The sequence below is a fragment of the Nocardia sp. NBC_01730 genome (assembly GCF_035920445.1).
GTDB lineage: Bacteria > Actinomycetota > Actinomycetes > Mycobacteriales > Mycobacteriaceae > Nocardia.
The window spans coordinates 2,542,243-2,568,258 of the sequence record NZ_CP109162.1; the positions used below are offsets into that span (position 1 = coordinate 2,542,243).

The 26,016-nt window shown below is 69.6% G+C and carries 12 protein-coding genes; 3 read left to right on the plus strand and 9 right to left on the minus strand.

Annotation, left to right across the window (positions count from 1 at the left end; translation table 11 throughout):
- Positions 1–25: 25 nt before the first annotated feature.
- From OHB12_RS09615 to OHB12_RS09650, 8 genes are all read right to left on the minus strand, one after another.
- Positions 26–1,018 (minus strand): ATP-binding cassette domain-containing protein, encoded by a 993-nt coding sequence (locus OHB12_RS09615; RefSeq protein WP_327118180.1) that lies wholly within the window; start codon positions 1,016–1,018, stop codon positions 26–28.
- A complete protein-coding gene (locus OHB12_RS09620) occupies positions 1,015–14,691 on the minus strand; it encodes a non-ribosomal peptide synthetase (protein WP_327118182.1) in 13,677 nt (4,558 codons plus the stop codon). The genes OHB12_RS09615 and OHB12_RS09620 overlap by 4 nt, the downstream gene beginning before the upstream one ends.
- Positions 14,692–15,041: 350 nt before the next feature.
- Complete coding sequence (gene lnt, locus OHB12_RS09625) at positions 15,042–16,769, minus strand: apolipoprotein N-acyltransferase (RefSeq protein ID WP_327118184.1); 1,728 nt, start codon at positions 16,767–16,769, stop codon at positions 15,042–15,044.
- Positions 16,759–18,357, minus strand: coding sequence for an amidohydrolase (locus OHB12_RS09630; RefSeq protein ID WP_327118186.1), 1,599 nt, complete (start codon positions 18,355–18,357; stop codon positions 16,759–16,761). Before OHB12_RS09630 ends, lnt begins: the two co-directional genes overlap by 11 nt.
- A 48-nt stretch (positions 18,358–18,405) precedes the next feature.
- On the minus strand, positions 18,406–18,651 hold the full coding sequence (locus OHB12_RS09635) for a hypothetical protein (protein WP_327118188.1): 246 nt from the start codon (positions 18,649–18,651) through the stop codon (positions 18,406–18,408).
- A 59-nt stretch (positions 18,652–18,710) separates the two neighbouring features.
- Positions 18,711–19,193: an FxsA family protein gene (locus OHB12_RS09640; protein ID WP_327118190.1), complete on the minus strand. Its 483-nt coding sequence runs from the start codon at positions 19,191–19,193 to the stop codon at positions 18,711–18,713.
- Positions 19,194–19,287: 94 nt separating this feature from the next.
- Positions 19,288–19,947 carry a response regulator transcription factor gene (locus tag OHB12_RS09645; RefSeq protein ID WP_327118193.1) on the minus strand — a complete coding sequence of 220 codons (660 nt, stop codon included), beginning with the start codon at positions 19,945–19,947 and terminating at the stop codon, positions 19,288–19,290.
- Positions 19,948–20,100: 153 nt separating this feature from the next.
- Positions 20,101–21,273, minus strand: coding sequence for a sensor histidine kinase (locus OHB12_RS09650; RefSeq protein ID WP_327118195.1), 1,173 nt, complete (start codon positions 21,271–21,273; stop codon positions 20,101–20,103).
- Between the two features lie 174 nt (positions 21,274–21,447).
- On the opposite strand from OHB12_RS09650, the gene OHB12_RS09655 reads away from it, so the two are divergent.
- Entirely contained in the window at positions 21,448–22,215 is a 768-nt protein-coding gene (locus OHB12_RS09655) for a TSUP family transporter (RefSeq protein WP_327120970.1), read from the plus strand.
- Here OHB12_RS09655 and OHB12_RS09660 read toward each other — a convergent pair whose 3' ends face one another.
- A complete protein-coding gene (locus OHB12_RS09660) occupies positions 22,216–22,863 on the minus strand; it encodes a TetR/AcrR family transcriptional regulator (RefSeq protein WP_327118197.1) in 648 nt (215 codons plus the stop codon). It lies immediately after the preceding gene.
- 174 nt (positions 22,864–23,037) lie between these two features.
- On the opposite strand from OHB12_RS09660, the gene OHB12_RS09665 reads away from it, so the two are divergent.
- Both OHB12_RS09665 and OHB12_RS09670 read left to right on the plus strand, forming a co-directional pair.
- A complete protein-coding gene (locus OHB12_RS09665; protein WP_442800001.1) occupies positions 23,038–24,567 on the plus strand; it encodes a TldD/PmbA family protein in 1,530 nt (509 codons plus the stop codon).
- A gap of 8 nt (positions 24,568–24,575) precedes the next feature.
- The gene (locus tag OHB12_RS09670) at positions 24,576–25,955 is read left to right on the plus strand and encodes a metallopeptidase TldD-related protein (RefSeq protein ID WP_327120974.1); all 1,380 of its coding nucleotides are present in this window, start codon (positions 24,576–24,578) and stop codon (positions 25,953–25,955) included.
- The last annotated feature ends 61 nt before the right edge of the window (positions 25,956–26,016 follow it).

Sequence of the window (26,016 nt, forward strand, 5' to 3'; positions counted from 1 at the left end):
GTTTCTTCCCCGACCACTGCCGTACTCACGACATGATCTCCTCTTGGACGTCGTCGGTTTCCGGCTCCAAGACAGGCCCGCTGCCCGTTTTGCCGGTGAGGGAAAGGAATACATCGTCGAGACTGGGCCGATGCACGCTCGCGTCGACCACGCAGACACCTGCGTCGTCGAGCCTGCGTAGCGCTTCGACCATGCTGCGTGAGCCGTCGCCGACGACCACTGATACCTCGTCGGCGCCCGCCTCATGCATCGGCTCGCCGACGCCGACCTGCGCCAGCACCGCGAGCGCGGACTCGGCGTCCTGGCCCGCGGCCAGCACGACGGTGAGCCGATCACCGCCGATGGAGGTCTTCAGCTCGTCGGCCGAGCCGCGGGCGATGACCCGCCCGTGGTCGATGACCGTGATCCGGTCGGCGAGCAAATCGGCCTCTTCCAAATACTGGGTGGTGAGCAGCACCGTGGTGCCGTCGTCGACCAGATCGCCGATGACGCGCCACATGTCGAGCCGGCCGCGCGGGTCCAGACCGGTCGTCGGCTCATCCAGCACCACCACGGCGGGCCGGGCGACCAGCGCACCCGCGAGGTCGAGCCGCCGCGCCATACCACCGGAGTAGGTGCCCGCCCTGCGGTGCGCGGCATGGTCCAGCCCGAGCACGCCGAGCAGTTCGGCCGCCCTGGCCGCCGCCTGACGGGACGACATCCCGTACAACCGGGCCACCATACGCAGGTTCTCGTATCCGGACAGGTTGGCGTCGACGGCGGCGTACTGGCCGGACAGGCCGATCCGCCGCCGCGCCGCCGCGGGATCGCGCAGCACATCGATGCCTGCCACCCGCACCGATCCGGCGCACGGCTTCAACAGCGTTGTCACGATTCGGACCGTCGTCGTCTTGCCCGCTCCGTTCGGGCCGAGCAGGCCCATCACCGTTCCGGTGGGGATCCGCAGGTCGATCTCGTCCAGTACGCGGACCCGGCCGTAGTTCTTGACCAGACCCCTCAACTCCACTGCCAAGCTCACCTGTGCGTCTCCTTCGTTTCCAGCCACGCCCGCAGCACCGGCCCGATGACCGCCAGCCCATCCGGCGTCGTCATCGCAGAGTGCCTGCAGCGCAACTCGTGATCGTGGATGTCACCGGTGACGAACGGTTGCCAGGAGCCTGCGCGCCGGTCCGGGTCGGACTGGTTGATCTCGTCGTCGCCTGCGGTGAAAAACAGCAGATCGCCGTCGAAGAGGCGCGGCCGGAAGCCGTGCGCGAGCACGGCGCCGTTGGCGTACCCGGCGTAGAGCCGCTCGAGATGCTCGATGGTGAGCGCCGCGAACGGTCCGGGCCGCGAGCGCAGCAACTCGGCCGCGTCGCGCAGGGTCAACGTAGGATCGATCTCCGCGCCGCCGAGCTCGTCGCTGCCGAACTCGCCGATGATCTCGGCGACGCTCGGGATCGCATGCTCGAGCCATTCGTCGGAGAGCTGGTAGCTGTCCATCATCGACAGGAGCGCGACCTCGTCACCCGCCTCCTGCAGCTGCACCGCGACCTCATGCGCGATCAAGCCGCCGAGCGACCAGCCCAGCAGATGGTACGGCCCTTGCGGCTGGATCGCCTTGATATCGGCCACGTAGTGGCCCGCCGCCTCGGCGATCGAGTCGTAGTCGTCCTCCCCCGCGACGTGCGGGGCCTGCAGCCCGTACAACGGGCGGTCCGGCGCGAGGTGCGCGAGCAGCCCCGAGTAGCACCAGGCCAGACCGATCGCCGGGTGGATACAGAACAACGGCGCCTGGCTTGCCGCCGTGCTCGGCCGGATCGGCAGCACCGGCTCCAGCGCGGCGGCTATCGCCGCGCCTGAGGAGGCGCCCCCGCCATCCAGCTGGGCCGCGACAGCCGCAGGGGTCGCCTTGCCGAACATCAGCTGCACCGGCAGATCAATGCCTGATTCCCGCACATGCGCAACGACTTTCGTGGCAAGCAGCGAGTTGCCGCCGAGCTCGAAGAACCCGTCGTCCACACCCACCGAATCCGCGCCCAGCACTGCGGCGAAGGCCGCGCACAGCACCGCCTCGGTCGGGGTGGAGGGCGCGCGGTAGCCCTCGGCGGCGGTGAACACCGGCTCCGGCAGTGCCTTGCGGTCCAGCTTGCCCACCGGAGTCAGCGGCACCTCGTCGAGCAACATGATCGACTGGGGGACCATGTAGTTCGGCACCAGTCCGGCGAGGTGACCGGTCAGCTCCGACACGGTGAGGGTGACACCGTCCCGCGCCTTCACATACGACACCAGCGCCGTCGTCCCCGCCGGGGTGCGGTGTCCGATGGTGGTGGAGAACGCCACCCCACCATGGCGCGCGAGCGCGACGTCGACCTCGCCGAGCTCGATGCGGAAGCCGCGAATCTTGACCTGGTGGTCGGTGCGGCCGACGTACTCGATCTCCCGCGCCGAGTCCGCCCAGCGGCCCGCGGACTGCCCGTCGTTCCGTGATCCGGACCACCACCGCACCAGGTCGCCGGTACGGTACATCCGATCCCCCGGCTTCCCGAACGGATTCGCCACGAACCGCTGCGCGGTCAGCCCCGGCCGGTTCAGGTAGCCGCGGGCAAGCGCGCCGCCGGCCAGGTGGAGCTCGCCGGTCACGCCGACCGGAGCGGGATGCAGGCGCGCGTCGAGGATGGTCGCGTTGACACCGCGGATGGGGCCGCCGATGGTGATCGGCCCGCCCGGCGCCATCGGCTGCGAGATCACCGTCACGATGGTGGTCTCGGTGGGGCCGTATACGTTGTACAGATTGCGGTTCGGCGCCCACCTGGTCACCAGGTCCGGCGGCAGCGCCTCGCCGCCGACCAGCACGTGCCGCAACTCGGTGACCCCGGTCGGATCGACCGTCCCGAGGGCCGAGGTGGTGATGAACGCGTGCGTGATCCGCTCCTCCAGGAACACCCGGCGGAGCTCATCGCCGCCGACCACGCCGACGGGCGCGATCACCAGGGTCGCCGCGCCGCCGAGTGCCAGCAGCAGATCGAGCATCGCCCCGTCGAAACTCGGCGTCGCGAAGTGCAGCACACGGCACCCGGGCCGGATATCGAACCGGTGCGCGGTCTCGGCCGCGAAGTTGGACAAACCGCCGTGGGTGACCACGACGCCCTTCGGCGTGCCGGTCGAACCGGAGGTGTAGATCACATACGCCGGGTTGTGGATGCGCAGCGGCGCGATCCGGTCCGACTCGGCGATCGGCGCGTCCGACGAGTCGAGCACGAGCCTGCGGAACGCTGGATCGTCCAGGACGATCCACTCTGCACCGTCGGGCAGCTCTTCTCGGTACTCGTCCAGTGTGATGCCCAACGCCGCACCGGAATCCGACAGCATGTGTGCGATGCGCTGTGCGGGGTACAGCGGGTCCACCGGCACGAACGCGGCACCGGCCTTGGCCACCCCGAGCACCGTAGCCACCGCCTCGATCGATCGCGGAATACCCAGCGCCACCAGCGTTTCCGGACCGACGCCACGCTCGATGAGCACCCTGGCCAGCCGATTCGTCCACCGGTCCAGCGCGTCGTAGGTCACCTGCGTGCCGTCGGAGACCAGCGCGACGGAGGTGCGGTCGGCATTCACCGCCCGCTCGAACACCTGGGGGAAGGTGACCGGACGATCCGGTTCCGCACCCCGCACCGGGGCCAGCCCCGACCATTCGGCGGGATCGAGCAGTTCCAGGTCACCGACCGCGGTGGTCGGGTTCGTGGCGACCGCGGCCAGTAGCCTGGACAGCCGCTTGCCGAGCAGCTCGGCGGTCGGCTCGTCGAACAAATCCGCCGCGTAGTTCACCGCGAGGCGGATGCCCGCCGGATCCCGTTCCGGTGTCCGCGATTCGGTCAGCGTGAACTGGAGGTCGAACTTGGCGATGCCGATCTCCACATCGGCCGCCTCGATCCGCAACCCGGGCAGGTCGAGCGCGCCCACCGGTTCGTTGCGCACCGAGAGCATCACCTGGAACATCGGGTGGTGCGCCTGGGACCGGGTCGGGTTGAAGACCTCGACAAGGCGCTCGAACGGCACGTCCGAGTTGGCGAACGCGTCCAGATCGGTGTCGCGCACGGTGTGCAGCAGGTCGGCGAACCGGGTAGCCGGGTCGATCCGGGTGCGCAGGACGAGCGTGTTGACGAACATGCCGACCATACGGTCCAGCGCCGGGTGGCCACGGCCCGCGATCGCGGTGCCGACGGCGATGTCGTCGGTCCCGGTGAGTCGGTGCAGCAACACCGCCAGTGCGGCGTGCAGCACCATAAACATGCTGACGTTGTTGCTGGTAGCGACCGTCTCCAGTTCCCGGTGGGTCACCGCGTCGATCGCGCAGTCCACGGTGCCACCCTGGTAGGACGGCGTGGGCGGGCGCGGCCGGTCGGCGGGCACGGTCAGCAGCTCGGGGACACCGTCCAGGGTGCGCCGCCAGTAGTCGAGCTGGCCGCTCACCGCCGAGTCCGGGTCGTCCTCGGCGCCGAGCAGGTCCTGCTGCCACAGTGTGTAGTCGGCGTACTGGATCTCGGGCTCGGCCCAGCCGGGGGCCGAGCCGACGCGGGCCGCGCGGTAGGCGACGGCCACATCGGCGGCCAGCGGCTCGAGCGACCAGCCGTCCATAGCGATGTGGTGTACCACCAACACTAGGACGTGCTCATCGGGTACGTCGGCCGGATCTGGCACCCCGCTGCCGCGGTCGGGCGACACCGAGATCAGCGCGGCGCGGATCGGGACGGTGGTGGCCAAGTCGAATCCCGGTGCGGCGAAACTCCGGACCGCGTCGTCGACCTGGGCGGGCGTCATCGTCGCGACGAACAGGGTGATCGCGGCCTCGGCCGGGCCGAGGACGACCTGGGCGGGCGAACCGTCGGTCTCGGGGAACACCGTCCGCAGTGTCTCGTGTCTGGCCTGCACCGTGTGCAGCGCGGAGACCAGCGCGTCGACGTCGAGCTCGCCCTTAATCCTCAGCACGACCGGGATGTTGTACGCGCCCGCCGACTGATCCGTCGCGCCGACACTGAACCGGTTCAGGAACCACAGCCGCCGCTGCGCGGCCGACAGCGGAATCCGCTCCGGACGGGCCCGACGCACCAGCACAGGGCGATCCTCGGCGCTGGTGGCGCCCGCGTCCAGCAACGCGGCGAGCGCGGCAACCGTCGGCGTCGCGAACACCGTGCGCACCTCGAGTCGGACGCTCGTCGCCGCGGCGAGCCGGGCGACGAGCTGGGTTGCCAGCAGCGAGTTTCCGCCGATGTCGAAGAAGCTGTCCTCGGCGCGCAGGCGGGCCGCACCGACCAGCTCGCCCATCACCTCGGCAACCAGGCGCTCGGAATCGGTCCTCGGCTCGCGGCCTTCGGCATCGGACGTGAACCGCGGTTCCGGCAGCGCCTTCGTGTCCAGCTTGCCGACCGGGGTGAGCGGGATGGAGTCCAGCACCGTGATGCTCGCGGGCACCATGTGCGCGGGCAGGCGGCGGGCAACCACGGCGCGCACCGCCTCGATGTCCACTCCGGTCAGCTGGTCGGCGGCCTGGATGTAGGCGACGATCCGGTCCGCGCCCGCGATGCGACGGAACTCGGTGTGCGCGAACCGCACGTCCGGGTGTTCGCCGAGCACGGCGGTGATTTCGCCGAGCTCGATGCGGAAGCCGCGCATCTTCACCTGGTTGTCCACGCGGCCGAGATAGACGATGTCGCCCGCCGCGTTCCAGCGCACCACGTCACCGGTTCGGTAGATCCTGGTACCTGCCGGACCGTAGGGGTCGGCCACGAAACGTGCCGCGGTGAGCCCGAACCGGTCGAAGTAGCCGCGCGCCACTGCCTGGCCGCCGAGGTACAGCTCGCCGGGCACGCCGACCGGTACCGGGCGCAACCGCTCGTCCAGCACCAGCGCCCTGGTGCCACGCACCAAGCTGCCGATGGTGATCGGCTCACCGACCCGCATCGGCCCCGACATCGTGATGACGACCGTGGTCTCGGTCGGTCCGTAGACGTTGAGCATCGTCCGGCCCGGCGCCCAGCGCGCCACCAGCCCCGGGGAGAGTGCCTCGCCGCCGACCATGAGCGCACGTAGATGCGGGAGCGACCAGCGTTCGTGGTCGATGGTCGCCAACGCGGCCGTGGTCATGAAGCCGTGGCTGACCCTCTCGCGTTCCATCAGCGCGGCCAGCTCATCGCCGCCGTAGAAGTCCGGCGGGCAGATCACCATCGCCGCACCGGCGCCCAACGCGATCAGCAGATCCAACATCGCCGCGTCGAAGCTCGGCGTGGCGAAGTGCAGCGTCCGGGAATGCTCGTCGACCCCCAGTCGGTCCCTGATCTCGTCGGCGAGGTTCGACAGACCGCAGTGGGTCACCGCGACGCCCTTCGGCGTGCCGGTCGACCCCGAGGTGTAGATGAGGTAGGCCAGGTCGGCCGGTTGGACGCTGCGCGGCCGCTCGAGGTCGTCGATCGGCACGTCCTCATGCCCGTCCAGTTCGGCGGCGAAATCAGGGTCGTCCAGCAGCAGCCATTCGGTGTCCCGGCCCTCCGTCGAGGCCGCACGCAAACGCTCGGCGTTGGCCGTGACCGTGATGCCGACCGAGCAGCCCGAGTCGGTGAGCATGTGCTGGATGCGCTCGACCGGGTACTTCGGGTCGACCGGCACGAACGCGGCGCCCGACTTGGCCGCGCCGATCATCGTGACGACCGAGTCGTTCGAGCGGGTGAACCCCAGCGCCACCCGCTTCCCCGGACCGAGCCCGCGCGCGATCAGGGCGCGCGCCACCCGGTTCGAGAGCCGATCGACCTCGGCGTAGGCGAGCGACGTCGCGCCCGAGCACAGGGCGGTGTGCTGCGGATACCGCTGCGCGGTTGCGGTGAAGTAGGCGGCCAGCGTAGCCGGCGGGCCGGCCTGGCCACCCACCGCCGGGGTGAACATGCGACGCTCGTGCTCGGTGCGCGCGTCGATGTCGCGCACCAGGATTCGCGGATCGGTGGTGACGGCGGCGAGCACGCGCAGGAACCGGTCGGCCAGTGTCTCGATCGTCATCGCGTCGAAGAGCTCTACGGCGTAGACGAATTCGAAGGCATTGCCCGGTTCGCCGGTGCCCGCATCGAAGCCGGTATTCGCGACGCGCAGCTCGAGGTCGAACTTCGCCAGCGCGATATCCACGGCCTCCGCGCGCAGCGCGAGTCCGGGCAGCTCCAGCGTCGGCACCGGGACGTCCTGCACACTCAGCGCCACTTGGAACAGCGGGGGGCGGCCCGACGATCGGGCGTCGCCGCCGAGCTCCTCCACGATCCGTTCGAATGGCACGTCGGAGTGCGCCATCGCGGCCAACTCGGTGTCCCGGTCGGCGCGCAGCAGAGCGGCGAACGTCCGGTCCGGGTCCACGTCGGAGCGCAGCACCAACGTGTTCACGAACATGCCGACCAGCTCGTCGAGCTTGGTGTCGGTCCGACCCGCGACCGGTGTGCCGATCACGATGTCGCGACCGCCGGTGACACTGCGCAGCAGCACCGCGAGCGCCGAGCGCAGCACCATGAACATGCTGACGCCCTGTTCCCTGGCCAGCGCGGCAAGGGCGCGCTGCACCGGTTCTGGCACCATGAAGCGGACAGTTCCGGCCTGCTGTGTCGGTTCGGAGGGCCGCGGGCGGTCGTAGGGCAGCGGCAGCTCCTCGGGCAGCTCCGCCAGCGCGGTCCGCCAGTACTCCAGCTGGGCGCCCGCGACGCTGTCCGGATCGCTTTCCTCGCCCAGGCAGGAGCGCTGCCACAGCCCGAAGTCCGCGTACTGCACCGGAAGGGGCGGCCACGACGGCGGATTCCCCTCGTGCCGTGCCACATACGCTGCGGCCAGGTCCCGGGTCAGCGGCCCGAGCGACCACCCGTCCGCGGCGATGTGGTGCACCACGATGCCGAGCAGGTAGCGCTCGGACGAGGTGCGTAGCAACGACATACGCAGCGGCGTCTGCCTCGTGAGGTCGAAACCGGTATGCGCCAACGCCTGCAGAGCGGCCTTCGCCTCGCAGTCGTCGATGTCGGCCGGAACGACGTCCGGCATCGCCTCCTCGACCGGCAGCACCACCTGCTGTGCGCCGTCGACGTCCTCCGGGAACACGGTGCGCAGAACTTCGTGCCGCTCGACCAGGTCGGCGAGCGCGGCCCGCAACGCGGACACGTCCAGATCGCCGGCGATGCGGATCACGAAAGCGATGTTGTATGCACTCGATTCGGGCGCATATCGGTTGAGGAACCACAGCCGCTGTTGTGGCAGAGACAATGGAATACGTCCCGGCCGCGGCGTCTGCACAGCCAGCGCCGGCCGCTGCGTCCGGGGCGCCCGCACCAGCTGCTCGGCGACCCCGGCGATGGTCGGGGTCTCGAAGATCGATCGCACCGGCAGCTCGACTCCGAATTCCGCGTACAGCGCGGCAGCGAGCCGGGTGGCCAGCAGCGAGTTGCCGCCCAGGTCGAAGAAGCTGTCCTCCGCACCGGTGACCGGGCGGCCGAGGATACCGCCGAACGCACCGGCGACGCGCAACTCCACCTCGGTCCTCGGCGCGCGGGACTCCCCGACAGTCGCGAACACCGGCTCCGGCAACGCCTTTCGGTCCAGCTTGCCCGATGGCGTGACCGGGACCTCGTCCAGCACAGTGACCGATGCCGGCACCATGTAGCCGGGCAGCCGCCGGCGCGCGGTCTCCACGATCGCCGTGGACTCCACCGTCCGGTCGGCCGTGACATATGACGCGAGCCGCGGCTGGCCGTGCTCGTCGGTGTGAACCACGGTCATCGCGAACGTGACGCCGGGGTGCCCGCGCAACACGTGGTCGATCTCGCGCAGCTCGATACGGAACCCACGGATCTTGATCTGGTCGTCGGCGCGGCCGAGGAAGCGCAACTGCCCTGTCGGCTCGACCACGACCAGGTCACCGGTGCGGTACATGCGCTCGCCGCGTCTGCCGTGCGGGTTGGCCAGGAACCGTTGCGCGGTCAGGCCTGAACGGCCGTGGTAGCCGCGGGCCAGGCCGGAACCGGACAGGTACAGCTCGCCCTGCGTGCCCGGCGGCACCGGATGCAGACGGTTGTCCAGCACGAACAGCCGCATGCCGCGCACCGGCATGCCGAGCGGCACCGGACGGCCCGACGCCATCGGGCCGGTCGCGGTCGCCGCGACGGTGGCCTCGGACGGTCCGTACATGTTGTGCATGCGGTGCCCGTCGGTCCAGGTCTCGACCAACTTCTCGGAGCAGGCGTCACCACCGACGATGACCGACTGGAGCTCGTCGAGCCCCGCGTTCGGCACAGTGGCCAGGGCGGCGGGCGTGACGAAGGCATGGGTCACCCGCTCCTCGCGCAGCAGCGTAGCCAGCTCGGTACCGCCGTACATCCCCGCCGGTGCGATCACCATCGTGGCGCCCGCCGCGAAGCCGAGCAGCATCTCCAGCACCGACGCGTCGAAGCTGGGTGAGGAGAAGTGCAGCGTCCGCGCCGAATCCGAGACGCCGAACAGGTGGTTCTGCTCGCTTGCCAGCGAGGCAAGGCCCGCGTGTGTGACGACGACCGCCTTCGGCGTACCGGTCGAGCCCGAGGTGTAGATGTAGTAGGCCGGGTGACTCACCCGCATCGGGTAGTGCCGCTCGGCGTCGGTGATCGCACCCGTCGAGTAGTTTGTGAGTTCGTCGGCCAGTTCGTCGGAGCCGAGTACCAGCCAGTCGACGCAGGTCTTGCGGTGCTTGCCCTGCGGCGCGGGCCAGGCGGGCATGGCGGCCAGGCAGTCGGCGTCGGTGAGGCCGAGCATTGCACCGGAATCATCGATCATATGTTCGATCCGCTCACCGGGGTAGCCCGGATCGATGGGCACATAGGCCGCACCGGTTTTCGCGACCGCCCACACCGCGGTGATGGCGTCGAGTCCGCGCGGCAACGCGATCGCGACGACCATCTCCGGGCCTGCGCCGTGCTCGATGAGGGCGCGCGCCAACTCGTTCGACCGCTCGTCGAGCTCACGGTAGGTGGTGTCGGTGCCGCGGTAGCGCACCGCCACCGCGTCCGGCAGCCGGACGGCCGTGTCGGTGAGCAGCTTGGCCAAAGTGATCGGCGCCTCGGCGGGCCCGCCCACGATCGGCACCAGATTCGCGGTTTCCCTGCGGTCCAGGATGGCAAGGTCACCGACCGGCATGTCCGGCGCGGCTACACCGCCGTTCAGCACCGCGACGAATCTGCGTGCGAACGACTCCACCGTGCGCTGGTCGAAAATGTCGGTGGCATAGCCGAATTCAGCCGACAGCGGTCCATCGGTGGCATCATCGTGCACGACCAGCTGCAGGTCGAACTTGGCGATGTCCGAGGAGATCGGCAGCACTTCGGCACGCACACCGGGCAGGTCGATGCGCAGATCCGGCGCGCGATCGTAGGACAGCATCACCTGGAACAGCGGGTGGCGTGCCGCGGCGCGCTCGGGGTTGACCACCTCGACCAGGCGCTCGAACGGCACGTCGGCATTGGCGAACGCGTTGAGATCGGTCTCGCGAACCATGTCGAGCATTCGGTCGAAGCCGGCGGCCGGGTCGACCTCGGTGCGCAACACGAGCGTGTTGACGAACATGCCGACCAGATCGTCCAGCGCCGGGTCGGACCTGCCCGCGATCGGGGTTCCGATCGCGATGTCGGTGCCTGAGCACAGTCGAGACAGCAAAGTGACCAGCGCCGCGTGCAGCACCATGAACATGCTCACGCCGCGCGTGGCCGCGAGTTCACTTGCGGCACGGCGGATCTCGGGGGCGATGGTGAACTCGACCCGGCCGCCGACGGTGGACCTGCGCAGCGGACGCGGGCGGTCGAGCGGAAGGTCGAGCTGGTCGGGCAGTCCGGACAGTGCCGAACGCCAGTAGGTCAGCTGCCGGCTGAGCGCACTGGCCGGATCGGACTCCTCGCCGAGCAGCTCACGCTGCCAGAGCGCGAAGTCGGCATACTGCACCGGCAGCGGCGTCCACCGCGGCGCCGTGCCGTTCGCGCGGGCGGCCACCGCCGTCATCAGGTCTCTGGCCAGCGGCGCGATGGACCAGCCGTCACTGCAGATGTGGTGCAGCACGACGAGGATCACGTGCTCTTGCGGCCCGGTGCTGTACAGCGCGACCCGGATCGGGGCCTGGCTGCGCAGGTCGAAACCGTGTCCGGCGTAGTCGGTGGCCAGCGCGGCCACGTCGGCGCCGGTGGCATCGATCGGGTCGAGGGTCAGCGGAATCTCGCCGGCCGGGTGGATCAGCTGGTACGGCCCCTCCGGCGACTCCGGGAAGGTGGTGCGCAGGCTCTCGTGCCGTTCGATCACGTCGAACAGGCCGGCGCGCAGTGCCGGCACGTCCAGCGGACCGTCGACCCGAACGGCCAGCGGCATATTGTACGCGGCGGCGTGCTCGGCGAACCGATTGAGGATCCACAGCCGCTGCTGGGCCTGCGACAGCGGAATCCGTTCCGGCCGCTCGGTGGGCACCAACCGCGGCGAGGACGCATCGGGGGTCTGCATGGCGAAACGGTGAGTGAGGGCTGCGATCGTCGAAGCCTCGAACAGGTCGCGGATGGTCAGCCCGGTACCCAGAGCGGTGTTGATCCTGGCCACCGCACGTGCGGCGACCAGCGAGTTGCCGCCGAAGTCGAAGAAGCTGTCCTCGACGCCGACTTCGTCGGCGTCGAGGACCTCCGCGAAGATTCCCACGAGGACCCGCTCCACCTCGGTGCGCGGCTCGACGATCGGGCGGAGCGGACGCGAGCCGCCGACCGGCGACGGCAGCGCCTTGCGATCGATCTTGCCGTTGGCGCTCAGTGGTAGCTCGTCGAGCTCCATCAGCGCGGACGGGATCATGTACCCGGGCAGCCTGCGGCGCAGGGTGGTGAGCAGCGCGGCCGTGTCCAGGCGCGTCTCGCCCGCGCTGTGCTTCGCCGCGACCACGTAGGCGACCAACTCGTCGCCGGTGCGCCCGGTGTGCGCGACGCAGACCGCGCGCGCGACTCGCTCATCGTCGAGGAGCGCGGCCTCGACTTCGCCGAGCTCGATGCGCAGACCGCGGATCTTGACCTGGAAGTCGCTGCGGCCCAGATACTCCAGCACGCCGGGCTCGGCGCCGGAGCGGCCGAGCTGCCAGCGCGCCAGGTCGCCGGTGCGGTACATCCGGGTGCCCGGCGTGAACGGGTTGGCCACGAATCGGTCCGCGGTCAGCCGCGGCTGGCCCAGATAGCCACGGGCCAGCTGGACGCCCGCGAGACACAGCTCGCCGACAGCGCCGGGCGGGACCGGCCGCAGCCGCGAATCGAGCACGTAAGTCTGGGTGTTCCACACCGGCGAGCCGATCGGGACACTGCTCGGGTCGTCCGGGCACGGCCAGGAGGTGACGTCGACGGCGGCCTCGGTCGGGCCGTACAGGTTGTGCAGCTCCGTTCCGCCGAGCACCGCGTGGAAGTCCCGGACGGTCGCGGCAGGCAGCGCCTCGCCGCTGCAGAACACCCTGCGCAGGCCGGTGCAGTCGCGGACGTCGGTGTCGGTGACGAATACCGAGAGCATGGACGGCACGAAATGAGCTGTTGTGATGTGTTTTTCGGCGATTATCCGGGCGAGATACGCCGGATCGCGGTGCCCGTCCGGCGCGGCGACCACCAGCCGCGCGCCGATCTGCAACGGCCAGAAGAACTCCCACACCGAGACGTCGAAGGTGGACGGCGTCTTCTGCAGCACCGCATCGGCCCGGTCGATCGGGTACTCGTGCTGCATCCAGCGCAAACGGTTGACGATCGCGGCGTGCGCCACGCCGACGCCCTTGGGTTTGCCGGTCGAGCCGGAGGTGAAGATGACGTACGCGAGGTGGTCGGGACGCAGCGCGCTGATGCGGTCGGCGTCGGTGACCGGCGCGCCGTCGAATCCGGACAGGTCCAGCGCGTCGATGGCCAGCTGGGTGGCGACCGCCGGCAGCTCGAGCTCGTCACGGTCCGCGGTGAGCACGCACAGCGGCTCGGCGTGGCGCACGATCCGCCCGATCCGATCGGCGGGGTGCTCGGGGTCCAGTGGCAGGTAGGCCGCACCCGCTTTGACGATCGCGTACATGCCGACGACGAGGTCGAGGCTGCGGCGCAGGCACAGGCCCACCGTCGTCTCCGGTCCGGCGCCACGCGCGATGAGCAGTCGGGCCAGGCGGTTGGCGCGCTCGTCGAACTCGGCATAGGTGAGTACCTCGTCGCCGAACTCGAGGGCGACTGCGTCAGGATCGGCGGCGGCGCGCTCGGCGAACAGACTCGCGAGCGTGCCTTCCTGCTTCGGTGCCGCGGTGGCGTTCCACTCGCGAAGCACGCGTTCGCGCTCGGCGTCGGTGATCGCGACCAGCGATTCCGCGGGCGTTTCCGGATCGACGTCCAAGAAGCGGCCCAGGAAGTCGAGGTAGCGCGCGTGGTGCACGCTGACCTCGTTCTCGCCGTACAGCTGCGGGTTGGCCTCGAAGTCGACGTGGATCCGGCCGCCCGCCCCGTTGTAGAGGTTGATCGACAAATCCTCGACCGGGCCGGTGGACAGCACATTGAGCGAGCCGACCAGGCTGCCGAACCGCAACTCGTCATGGAACAGCATGATGTTGACCATCGGCCCGAAGAATCCGCGCGCGTCCCGGGAGTAGCCACAGTCGCGGCGGATGTCGTCGTGCCGGTAGCGCTGATGGCGCAGTGCGCCGGTGATCTGCAGCTCGACCGCCTTCACCAGGTCGCCGATCGTGGTCTCGTCGTAGAATTTCAGCCGGATCGGCACGACGTTGGACACCACTCCCGCCGAGCGGCGCAGCGACACCGTGGTGCGCGCCGAGACCGGCAGGCTCAGGACCACGTCCGGGTTTCCCGTCACCGACCGGACGTAGGCGCCGAGCGCCGCCACGAACAGCGCCGAATCGGACGTACCGTATACGCTGGTCGCCTCGTCCACCGCGGCCTGGCACTTGTCGTCGAGCACGGCGGTCGCCATCCGGCGGCCCGCGTCGTGGGTGGCCGCCGTGACCGTGACGCCGCCCAGGCTCATCGGCTCGCCGACACCCTCCAGCTGTGCGAGCCAGTACTCGCGATCGCTGCGGGATCGGCTGGAGTCGCGGTAGCGCACCTCATCGGCGTAGATCTCCGCCAGCGGAGTCGCGCGCGAGGCGACCGGTTCGGTCTGGTTCTCCAGGGCGCTGTAGATCTCGGCCGTTCGGGTCAGCGCGTTCATCGCGCCGTAGCCGTCGATGACGATGTGGTGGCCGCGGGCATACCAGATGTAGTCGGCATCGCCGATCCGCAGCACTATGTTCGTGGTGAGCGGGTCGCGGTCCAGATCGATCGGCGAACTCGCGTGCTCGTTCATCCAGCGCAGCGCCGCCGCGTGCGGGTCGGCCTCCGAGCGGAGGTCGATGCGGCCCCATCCCGGCCGGTGCACCGGATCGACCAGCTGATACGGAATGCCGTCGATCTCTACCAACCGAACCTGGCCCACCTGGGTCTCGGCGCCGAACCGCTCGATCGCGTACAGCAGACGCCCGGCGTCGAGATCACCCTGGATTTCGACGTACTGGGCGATGGTCAGCGGTACGTCGGGACGGATGCGCTGCGCGTACCAGAGGGCCGTCTGTGCGGGTGACAGAGCAAATGGTTGTGCCGAAAATTCGCCAGATGAACATTGGTCGACGCGATCAGTGGCCAATGAACTCATCAATCACTCCGTTCTGCCGCTATTGACGCAATCCCCGAGCACCACTACAGCAAGCGCACCCGCGCCACCGCAGGGACGTATCCACGCCCTATGATTCGGAGCCTCTCATCGGCTGGATTGCCAGCGTTTTGGATTTGTTTCACATCCAACGCCCTTGGCAGAAGGCCACTTTGGTTGGTTACATTTCTGCAACCTTTGTGATTTCACCGTATCGAACGGAAGAAAAACCGGGTCTGACCGTAGTCTTTCGTCAGATCATCCGGCCCGTTCAGCCCCCTGGCGAACGGTGCGCAACGCCATGCCGCACCCATTTTCGGGCGGGCAGGGGCTAGAACATACCTGATGTTCGGTTATCGCTGTGTGGGTCGGGCAGCCGGCAGGCCAGTGCCGATCTCGTCGGTCGGATCAGCGTCGCGCGCAGATCTCCGCCGAATGACAGCAACCAGCACGGCGGCAGCGGTAAGAATAGCGAACACTCGCTCCGGTGCGGGCCCAATCCGTGTCGCCAGCGTGTTGCTGGTACGCAGCGGGAGTTCCGCGACCAAGGCGGCCGGCACGAACAACGGGGTTTCCTGCCGCACGCTGCCGTCGGCGGCGATAATCGCGCTGACCCCCGAGGTGGCGGCCACGACCAGCGCCCTGCCGTGCTCGACGGCACGGATGCGCGACATGGCCAGCTGCTGGTAGGTCATCTCACTGTCACCGAAGGTCGCGTTGTTCGTCGGCACGGTGAGCAGTTGGGCGCCCGCGCGCATCGCGTCCTCGAACGAGCGGTCGAAGGCCACCTCGTAGCAGGTGGCGACGCCGATGTCGACGCCGGCCGCATGCACCACGCCGTCACCGTCGCCCGGCACGAAGTATCCCGCCCGGTCGGCGTACTCCGAGAACAGCCGGAAGAAGCCGCGCATCGGGAGGTACTCGCCGAAAGGCTGGATGATCTTCTTGTCGTGCCGCTCGCCCGGGCCCGCCGCGCCGTTCCACACGATCACGGAATTAGTCGTGGTCCGGTCGGAGTTCACCAGCACCGCCCCGACCAGGATCGGTGCTCCGATCTGCTCGGACGCCGAAGTGATCAGGGCCGCGGCATCAGAGTTGCGGAGCGGATCGATGTCCGAGGAGTTCTCCGGCCAGATGACCACGTCGGGCTTCGGAGTACGGCCCGCCGCGACATCCCTGGCCAGCTCCTCGGTGCGCCGGACATGGTTGTCCAGCACAGCGCGCCGCTGCTCGTTGAAGTCCAGCCCGAGACGCGGCACACTGCCCTGGATCGCGGCGACCGTGATCGTCCGTTCACCCTTCTCCGGGCCGGGCAGCGCAGACCGAAGCAGCAGTCCGGCAGCGGGCATGATGATCAAAGTAATCGCCGCGGTGGCCACACCGAGCCGTGTGGCCGAAGCCGGTGCGACCGAGCCCGGCACCTCCGTCGCGGCGTCGACGGAGTCGTTCGTTCGGCGCGCAGCACCGGACGTCCGGCTCGACCACAGCTGTCGCGCCACCGCGGCGGCCCCGGTTCCGGTGAGCGCCACCGCGAATCCCACCAGCGGCGCGCCGCCGACCACGGCCAGCGACAGGAACCATCCGTCAGCTTGGCCGAATGCCGCACGGCCCCAGGGAAATCCACCGAAGGGAAAGCTGGACCTGATCCACTCCGCCGTCGTCCAGGCCAACGCAACCCACAGCGGCCAGCCCGGCAGTGCGCCGACGAGCCGGGCTACCAGGCCGAATACGCCCAGGTACACCGCGCAGACGGTGGACAGCGCCAGCCACGGCAGCGGCCCGACATAGATTCCTGTCCATGGCAGTAGCGGAACGAAAAAGCCCAGACCGGCGAGGAACCCGTAACCGAAGCCCGCGCGCAGACGTCCGTTCCCGCGCACGGTAAGGGTGAGCACCGCGATGCCAAGAGGTGCGAGGAACCACCACGGCCGAGGCGGGAAACTCCCGAACAGCAGCAGCCCAGCGAGAATCGCCACAGCCGACCGCGACAGCACCGGATACCGGCGCACCGCGGTGGACACCGACCGCCATGCCCCTGCCGCTCGCTCGCGCGGCCCCGCGCCCGACCGTTCACGCGGCATAGATCGTCGCTCCTCGGTGCACGGTGCGCAGGCAGGTCGGCAGCGGTGAATCCGAATCCAGTGGAGGCAATCCCGGGACGCGCGATCGCGGATCGGTGGACCAGCGCTGGGCCGAGTCCGCGGCTGTGGCGACGACCAGATCGGCGGCGTCCCAGACTGCGTAGGACGCGGGAGCGCCGGGAACGAGGGTGCCCGCCACACCGTCCCGGACTCCGCCCGCACGCCAGGCACCGCGCGTAGCCGCGGCGAAGGCGGCACGCGGGGACAGGCTGTGCCCCGAGGTGCGGTGGGTGGCCGCGGCGCGCACCGCCGACCACGGATCGAGCGCGGTGACCGGGGCATCGGAGCCGATCGCCAAGGCGACACCGGCGGAAGCCATGGCGGCGAAGGGGTTCAGCGTCGCGGCGCGGTCGGCGCCCAGGCGCGCGGCGTACATGCCGTCGCGGCCGCCCCATACCGCGTCGAACCCCGGTTGCACGCTGGCGATCACACCCCAGGCAGCGAGTTTCGCGATGTGCTCGGCGTCGATCAGCTCGGCATGTTCGACCCGGTGCCCGAGGGCGGCGACGGCGGGGCCGCCGAGTTCGGCGGCCACCCGGCCGAAACCGGTGACGATCGCGTCCATGGCGGCGTCGCCTATCGCATGGAAGCCCGCCTGGATGCCCGCCGCGGTGCAAGCGCGGACGTGGTCTGCGATGGCCCCGGCATCGAGATAGCTTCGGCCGGAACCGGACTGGTCGGCGTACGGTTGCCGCAGCCACGCAGTGTGCGAGCCGAAGGAGCCGTCTACGAAGAGATCGCCGCCCAGCGCGTGCACGCCGAGATCCTCGACAAGGGCGCGCGCCTGCTCGGCGCTACGCACCGCCTCGCCCCAGTATGCCCGGACCTCGACGCCGTGGTCGAACTCGAGCAGTTCGCGAACGTCGTTCCGCCCCGTGATCTCCGGGCCCGCGCACTCGTGCACCGCGACGATGCCGCGCGCCGCCGCGTGGTCAAGCGCGGCCGCGCGCGCCCGATCCCGTTGCGCCCCCGACAGACTCGCGAGCGCGGCGGAGCGCACCAGATGGTGGGCCGCGGCGCGCAAGGGCTCGCCGCGGGTGAACCCGTCGGTCGAGGTCAGCTCAGGCAAGGTGGCCAGCAGCGCCGAGGACGCCACGGCGGAGTGCGCGTCCACGCGCGAGAGGTAGACGTGCCGACCGGCACCGGCCGCCTGGTCGATCTCCTCGGCCGTGGGGGGCCGCCCCTCCGGCCAGGTGGTCTCGTCCCAGCCGTCCCCCAGGACGACGCCCTCCGGCCGGGCGGTGGCGAACTCGCGCAGCAGCCGCAGGCAGTGCGCCAGCGAACGGGCATCCGCCAGGTCGAGGCCGGTCAGCTTCAAGCCCAACGCGGTGACGTGCACGTGCGGATCGACGAACGCGGGCGCGACGAAGGCACCGTCGAGGTCGATGATCTCCGCGCCCGGATGCAGCGCGTGTCCCGGTTGTTCGGCGCCCAGCCACACCACGGTCCCGTCGGTCACCGCCATCGCGGTCGCGTCGGGTGAGCTCGCACTGTAGAAACGACCGCCGATCAGCAACTGGGTACTCACGAGGCACCAGTCTGCCGTATGCCCGACTCCGAGGTTTCGGTCAGCCGTTCAGTGCAGCGGCGGCGACAGATCTTCCGGCTGGGCCAGCACCGCCATCACCTCCGCGTACTTCGGCGGCGCGCCGCCTGCTCCGCCCGACACCGCGGACGCGCAGCCCGCATCCACGGCGATCAGTTCCAGCCGCAACGCTGCGGCCGTGAAACCGGAAATCGACTGTCCCGCAGCGGCCGCCGCTTGTCGTACCGCGGCGGCCAGCTCCTCGCTCACCGTGACGGTGAGTTGCTCGGTGGCCATCGCGACACGATAGCCCTTCGGGCGGCAACGCGGAACCGGTCGTCGCGGACTTCACACGCTCAGGGCTGAGTGAGCGCGCGCCGGGCGTTGCCCTGCCCGTCGTCGTACCACTGGTGCACCACAGCGCCGTCGATCACCTCGTCGCCGTCGATGACGACACCGCGGTAGGGCGCGGCGGCGGCGAGCCTGCCGAAGCGGCGCGCGGCGAACGCCGTGACCAGCGGACGCACCAGGAAACGCGTCGGAGGCAACAGCAGGAGCAGGCCGAACAGCGAGGTGACCAAACCGGGCACGAACATCAGGAACCCGCCCACCGCGACAAGCGCGCCATCGGCGACGGCGGTGCCCGGCGCGATCTCGCCGCGACCGGCCCGCCGGAACTGCTCGAACACGCGCCGCCCCTGCGAGCCGACCAGCAGCATGCCCGCGGCGGACCCGGCGATCAGCAACAGGATGGTCGGTACGACACCGAGCAACTGACCGACCTCGACCAGCGCGGCGATCTCGACGATGACATACAGCACGAACAACAGGGCGGCCATGGCGATCCTTTCGGACGATCTACCCCTGTCAACGCCCGGCGTCCGCGTTTTTCTCCCGGATCAGCCTGATAGGACGCTGAGATCCGGTCGCACGTCAGCCGCCGGGACGCACCAACCCGGTCTCATAAGCCAGGACGACCGCCTGAACCCGGTCGCGCAGACCGAGTTTGGTGAGCACACGGCCCACATGCGTCTTGACCGTGGCCTCCGACAGATACAGCTGCTCGGCGATCTCGGCGTTGGAGCGCCCCGCCGCGATCTGTTCGAGCACCTCACGCTCGCGGGCGGTGAGCACCTCGAGTACGCCAGGGTCACGCATCCGCGCCGGGTCCTCGGCGATGAGCCGTCCCAGCAGACGCTTGGTGACCTTCGGCGAGACCACCGCGTCACCGGCGGCGACGCTGCGGATAGCCGAGACGAGGTCCTCCGGCGGCGTGTCTTTCAGGAGGAATCCGCTCGCCCCCGCGCGCAGCGCACCGAGCGCGTGCTCATCCAGGTCGAAGGTCGTCATCACGAGCACCCGGCTGCCGTGCCCGGCCTCCACGATGCGCATGGTGGCGGCGACCCCGTCGACGACGGGCATCCGCACGTCCATCAGCACGACATCCGGCCGCAGTTCCGCCGCCTTGGTGACGGCAGCGGCACCGTTGGCCGCCTCGCCGATCACCTCGATGTCCGGGTGCGCGCCGAGCACCATTTTCAGCCCCATACGCATCAGTTCCTGGTCATCGACAACGAGAACGGTGATCGGCACAAACCCAATCTAACGTGACCGCTTCCGCGCGCCCCTCGACCTGCGGCGCTTCGAACCGGCCCACGTGCCCGAACCCGATCGTTGCCGCGGCCGGATCCGTATGGGAGGCAACGGTCTACACGCCCACCGCATCCCCGATGACACGACCGAGAATCATTCCATCGGGCCGGGCTGCAGCGGGATACTCGCGCGCACCCGCCAGGCGCCGTCGGAATGGCGGCCCGCGTCCAGGCTGCCGCCGAGCACGGCGACGCGTTCGCGCATCCCGACCAGCCCGAGCCCGCTGCCCTCGATCCGGTTGGCCGGTTCGTGCAGCGGCAGGCCGCCGGTGTCGGTGACGTCGATCAGAACGTCGGAGTCGGTGCGGCGGACGCGAACCCACGCCTTCGGGTGCGGGCCGGCGTGCCGCAGCGTGTTGGTCAGCGATTCCTGCACGATGCGATGCACGCCGAGGCTCACTTCGGGCGCGATGTCGTCGAGTTCGCCGGTCAGCTCGAGCTCCACGGCGAGGCCGGTGCCGCGCATCATCTCCACGACCCTGGCGATGCCCGCGGTGCCGTGCTGGGGCAGCTGGTCGGGCGCGTGCTCGGTACGCAGCAGCGCCACCGTCCTGCGCAACTCACGCAGCGCCTCGCGGCCGGTGCTCGCGATGGTGGTCAGCGCCTGTTCCGCGGCGTCCGGATCGCGGCGCAGCGCGTACTTCGCGCCGTCGGCCTGAACGATGATCACACTCACCGCGTGCGCGACCACGTCGTGCAGTTCGCGGGCAATACGGGTCCGTTCAGCCGAGACGGCGTCGTGTGCGCGGCGGTCCTTGTCGTAGTCGGCGACCGCCAGCCGGGCGGCGACCTCGGTGTCATAGGCGTGCCGCGCGCCGATGAATTCCGCGAGCGTCCAGCACAGCGCGAAGAACATGACCGTGAAGATGATGTCGGACCCGGCGGGTTTGTCCATCGCCGCGATCGACAGCGTGACGTCCACCACCAGTCCGAGCCCGTACCACAGCCCCTCGCGCCGCCCGACGTAGGCGACCAGCGTGTAGAGCATGATGCCCTGCGACAACAGCGCGATGTGGTCGGCATGGTCGGCGGAAAGGAAGCCGACCAGCGACGCGGTCATCGACAGCACGAGCGTGCAGACCGCCATGGCCCTCGGGTACACCCGGCGCAACACCACCGGCAACGGAAGCAGCACGCCGATGGCGAGATAGGCGATCTTGTTGTGCGCGTTGCCGACACCGAGGATTTCGAGCAGCAGGAGCATCGCCGCCAGCACCGAATCGGCGATGACGGGTTGGCCGCGAAGCCACAGACTGAACCGACGCACGAGCTCAGCCTAGGTGCGCTTGGCGCGGGGCCGCCCGAACCTCGACCGCGGGACTCGTTGTCGCGGCCTATCGGGTGCGGCGAGAGCGCGCAGCGCCGTGACTCCCGGGGCATCGTCTGCCGGCCGGCCGACGCCGGCGGAGCACACGGACCGGCGGTCTGGTTGTCTGGCTCGGTGGAGATCGGTGACTGGGCGGTTCTGTTGACGGCGGCGACGGCCGCGGGATGGGTGGACGCGGTGGTGGGCGGCGGCGGGTTGATCATCCTGCCGACGCTGTTCCTGGTCGCGCCGGGCATCGCCCCGCAGACCGCGCTCGGCACCAACAAGCTCGCCGCGGTCGCGGGAACGAGCGCCTCGGTGGCGACCTTCGCGCGCACGGTGCCGATGCGCTGGCGGGTCCTGCTTCCCGCCGCGGTGATCGCCGCGGCGGCGGCCGGGATCGGCGCCGCCGCGGTCTCGCTGATCGACCGGGATCTGTTCATTCCGATCGTGATGGTGGTGCTCGTCGGTGTCGCCGTGTTCGTCACGCTGCGTCCGTCGATCGGCATCACATTGGCCACGCACCCGCCGACGCGCCGAAAGGTCGTCCTCACGGTGGCGCTGGCGGCCGGGTTGATCGGCTTCTATGACGGACTGCTCGGCCCCGGCACGGGAACGTTTCTGATCATTACGTTCGCCACGCTGCTCGGCACCGAGTTTGTGCGGGCCGCCGCCATGGCGAAGGTGATCAACTGCGGCTCGAACATCGGCGCACTGATCTTCTTCGGTGTGACCGGCCACGTCCTCTGGGTGCTCGGCGCGGCGATGGCGGTGGGCAACGTGCTCGGCGCCGTCGTCGGCTCGCATATGGCGCTGCGCAAGGGCGCCGAGTTCGTGCGCATCGTATTGCTCGTGGTGGTGGTGGGGATGGCGATCCGATTGGGGTGGCAGCAGTTCGGCTGATCAGCCGACGGGTTCGATGCGTGGGGAGGCGAGCCACGGTTGCAGCACCCGCGAGGTCGTCTCGTAGATGCTCCGGTGCAGACGCTCACCGTCCTCCGCCCCGGCCACCGGCTGCTGGAACAGCACCGTGAGCGCACCAGACACCGCGCCGACAACCGCGCCGACCAGCGCCGCGGCACCGATCTCGTCGAGTTCGGCAGCGAACGCGACGTGCAACTGCCTGGCGATCTCGCGCTGCGCGATCAGCTGGGCGTACGCGGCCCGGCCGCTCACCGCGGGCACGGTCCGCGACACCTCGGCACGCAGCGCCGCGATCCGGGGACTGAGGTCGTCGATCAGATGCTCGCCGGGGTTGTCGCCCGCGGCGCGCAACGCGCGCAGCAACACCTCCACCGGACGTTCCCCCGGCCGCCTGCCCGCGATCGCCGCGACCGCGTCGCGCACCCGCTCATCGGACTCCGGGAAGAGCAGCTCTTCCTTGCTGGCGAAGTAGTTGAAGAACGTGCGCGTGCCGACGTCCGCCGCGGCGGCGATGTCCGCCACCGTGGTCTCCTCGTAGCCTCTCGTCTCGAACAGCTCGGCTGCGGCCTCGAGGAGAGCTCTGCGGGTACGGTCGCGTTTGCGGTCACGGAGGGCGGATGGCGGCACTCGGGCACAGTACGGCATCCGGCGAGCAACACGCGGTAGGCACGGTGTCGCGCGTGCCGTTCACAGTGCGCCACTGGCTGATCCATGCGCCTCGACAGACGACGCAAGATCGCACGGCGCGCAATCGCGGCACAGACACCCGCGCTCGGAGCGGCAACGACTAGGTTGGTGCGGGTGAGCATCGCGACTTCCAGAGATGTGGACGCCGAGTTCCTCGGCCTGCCACTGGCCGCGCTCGCCGACGCCGCCCTCACTGCGGCGACAGCGGCCGGCGCCGAGCACGCCGACCTGCGTGTGCACCGGTTGGTCACGCAGTCGATCCGATTGCGCGACGGTCGCGTCGAGGCCGTCACCGACGGTACCGAGCTCGGGTTCGCCGTGCGCGTGATCGTCGACGGAACCTGGGGTTTCGCCTCTCACGCCGTGCTCACCCCGGACACCGCCGCCGAGGTGGCCCGCACCGCGGTCACCGTCGCGACCACGATGCGCGCGCTCAACCGCGAACGCGTCGAACTCGCCACCGAGCCGCGTTACGACGACGTGCACTGGGTATCCGCCTACGACCTCGACCCGTTCACCGTGCCGACCGGCGAGAAAGTCGCACTACTGCAGGACTATTCGGAACGTCTGTCGCATGCCGACGGGGTCGATCACGTCACCGCGAGCGTGTTGCAGGTCAAGGAGCAAACCTTCTACGCCGACACCGCGGGATCCGCGATCACCCAGCAGCGGGTGCGGCTGCATCCGAGCCTCGAGGCCATCACGGTGGACACGGCGGCCGGGGTGTTCGAGACGATGCGTACGCTGGCCGCGCCGGTGGGCCGCGGCTGGGAGTACGTCACCGGTGCGGACGGAACCTGGGACTGGGACGGCGAACTCGCCCACATTCCGGAGTGGCTGGCCGAGAAGGTGAAGGCACCCAGCGTGCGGCCCGGGCCGACCGATCTCGTCATCGATCCGACCAATCTGTGGCTGACCATTCACGAATCCATCGGCCATGCCACCGAGTACGACCGGGCCATCGGCTACGAATCCGCCTACGCGGGCACCTCGTTCGCGACGCCCGACCAGCTCGGAACGCTGCGCTACGGCACCCCGATCATGCATGTCACCGGCGACCGCACCGAAGCGCACGGCCTTGCCAGCGTAGGTTATGACGACGAGGGTGTCGCCGGGCAGCGCTGGGATCTGGTGCGCGACGGCATCCTGGTCGGCTATCAGCTCGACCGGGTGTTCGCCCCGCGCCTGGGCCTGGAGCGCTCCAACGGCTGCTCGTACGCGGACTCGGCCCATCACGTGCCGATCCAGCGAATGGCGAACGTCTCGCTGCAGCCCGACCCGGACGGCGACACCAGCACGGGGGAGCTGATCTCCCGGGTCGACGACGGCATCTACATCGTCGGCGACAAGTCGTGGTCGATCGACATGCAGCGCTACAACTTCCAATTCACCGGACAGCGATTCTTCCGCATCCGTAACGGCAGGCTGGACGGTCAGCTGCGCGACGTCGCCTACCAGGCCACAACCACCGACTTCTGGGGCGCGATGGAGGCGGTCGGCGGACCATCGACCTGGCAGCTCGGCGGGGCGTTCAACTGCGGCAAGGCACAGCCGGGCCAGGTCGCGGCTGTGAGCCACGGTTGCCCGTCGATTCTGGTGCGCGGCATCACCATTCTGAACACCCGGACGGAGGCGGGACAGTGACCGATAATCTGATCCCCGCAGGCGCGGTCGTCGAGCGGGCGCTCGGGCTGTCGCGCGCCGACGAGGCGATCGTGATCGTCCGCGACGAGCACGAGGCTTCGCTGCGCTGGGCCGGGAATTCGATGACCACCAACGGGTCGTCGGTGGCGCGGACATGGGCGACGATCTCGGTATTCCGCGACGGACCCACGCTCGCTCGGGTCGGCATCATCGGCTCCTCCAGCGTGGATCCCGACGACATCGAGGCGGTGGTGCGCGCCGGCGAGGACGCCGCGCGCACCGCCGAGCCCGCCAGGGACGCCATGCCCTTGCTGGAACCGGATGCCGCACCCGACGACGACTGGGCAGCCGCACCGGGCAGCACCGGCATCGAAGTGTTCACCGACCTCGCCCGCGATCTGGCCACCGGCTTCGACGGCGCCGACCGCCTCTACGGTTTCGCCCACCACCAGGTGCACACCACCTGGCTGGGCACCTCGACCGGCATCCGCCGCCGCTTCGTGCAACCCACCGGTTCGGTGGAGGTCAACGGAAAGCGCGGCGCGGGCGCGGATCTGGCCAGCGGCTGGGTCGGGGTCGGGACCGCCGACTTCACCGACGTCGATGTGTCCGGCCTGCTCGCCGAGCTGTCCCGGCGCCTGGACTGGGCCGGGCGCAAGGTCGAGCTGCCCGCGGGCCGCTACGAAACCCTGATGCCGCCGTCCACCGTCGCCGACCTCATGATCTATCTGGCCTGGACGATGGAGGGCCGCGGCGCGCACGAGGGCCATACGGCGTTCGCTCGGGCGGGCGGCACCCGAATCGGCGAGCGCCTCACCGACCTTCCACTCACGCTCTACTCCGACCCGTATGCCACCGGACTGGAGTACCGCCCGTTCGTCGCGGCGCCCGCCTCGTCGGAGTCGATGTCGGTATTCGACAACGGGCTGCCCGCCGAGCGGGTTGACTGGCTGCGCGAGGGTGTGATCGAATCGCTGGTCTACCCGCGTGCCACCGCCGCCGAATTCGACGCCCCCACCACGGTTCCCGGTGAGAACCTACTGTTGACCGGCGGGGCCGACGTCACCCTCGATGACATGATCGCCCGCACCGAGCGCGGCCTGCTGCTGACCACCCTGTGGTACATCCGCGAGGTCGATCCCGCGACGCTGCTGCTCACCGGCCTGACCCGCGACGGTGTGTACTTGGTGGAGAACGGCGAGGTCACCGCCGCGGTGAACAACTTCCGGTTCAACGAGAGCCCGCTGGATCTGCTGCGACGGGCGACCGAGGCGGGCGCCACCGAGATCACACTGCCGCGCGAATGGAAGGACTGGTTCACCAGAACCGCCATGCCGCCCTTGCGGATTCCCGACTTCCACATGTCGTCGGTCAGCCAGGCGACCTGAGCGGCGCAGTCATCACGGAAGGTGGTGGGTTTCAGTTCGTCCGCCGGAGCGGCGCTCACCT

Bases quoted from the DNA above. Each gene is read 5' to 3' on its own strand.
- OHB12_RS09640 (WP_327118190.1), bottom strand. From the start codon at position 19,193: ATGGCCGCCCTGTTGTTCGTGCTGTATGTCATCGTCGAGATCGCCGCG.
- lnt (WP_327118184.1), bottom strand. From the start codon at position 16,769: ATGCCGCGTGAACGGTCGGGCGCGGGGCCGCGCGAGCGAGCGGCAGGG.
- OHB12_RS09620 (WP_327118182.1), bottom strand. From the start codon at position 14,691: ATGAGTTCATTGGCCACTGATCGCGTCGACCAATGTTCATCTGGCGAA.
- OHB12_RS09635 (WP_327118188.1), bottom strand. From the start codon at position 18,651: ATGGCCACCGAGCAACTCACCGTCACGGTGAGCGAGGAGCTGGCCGCC.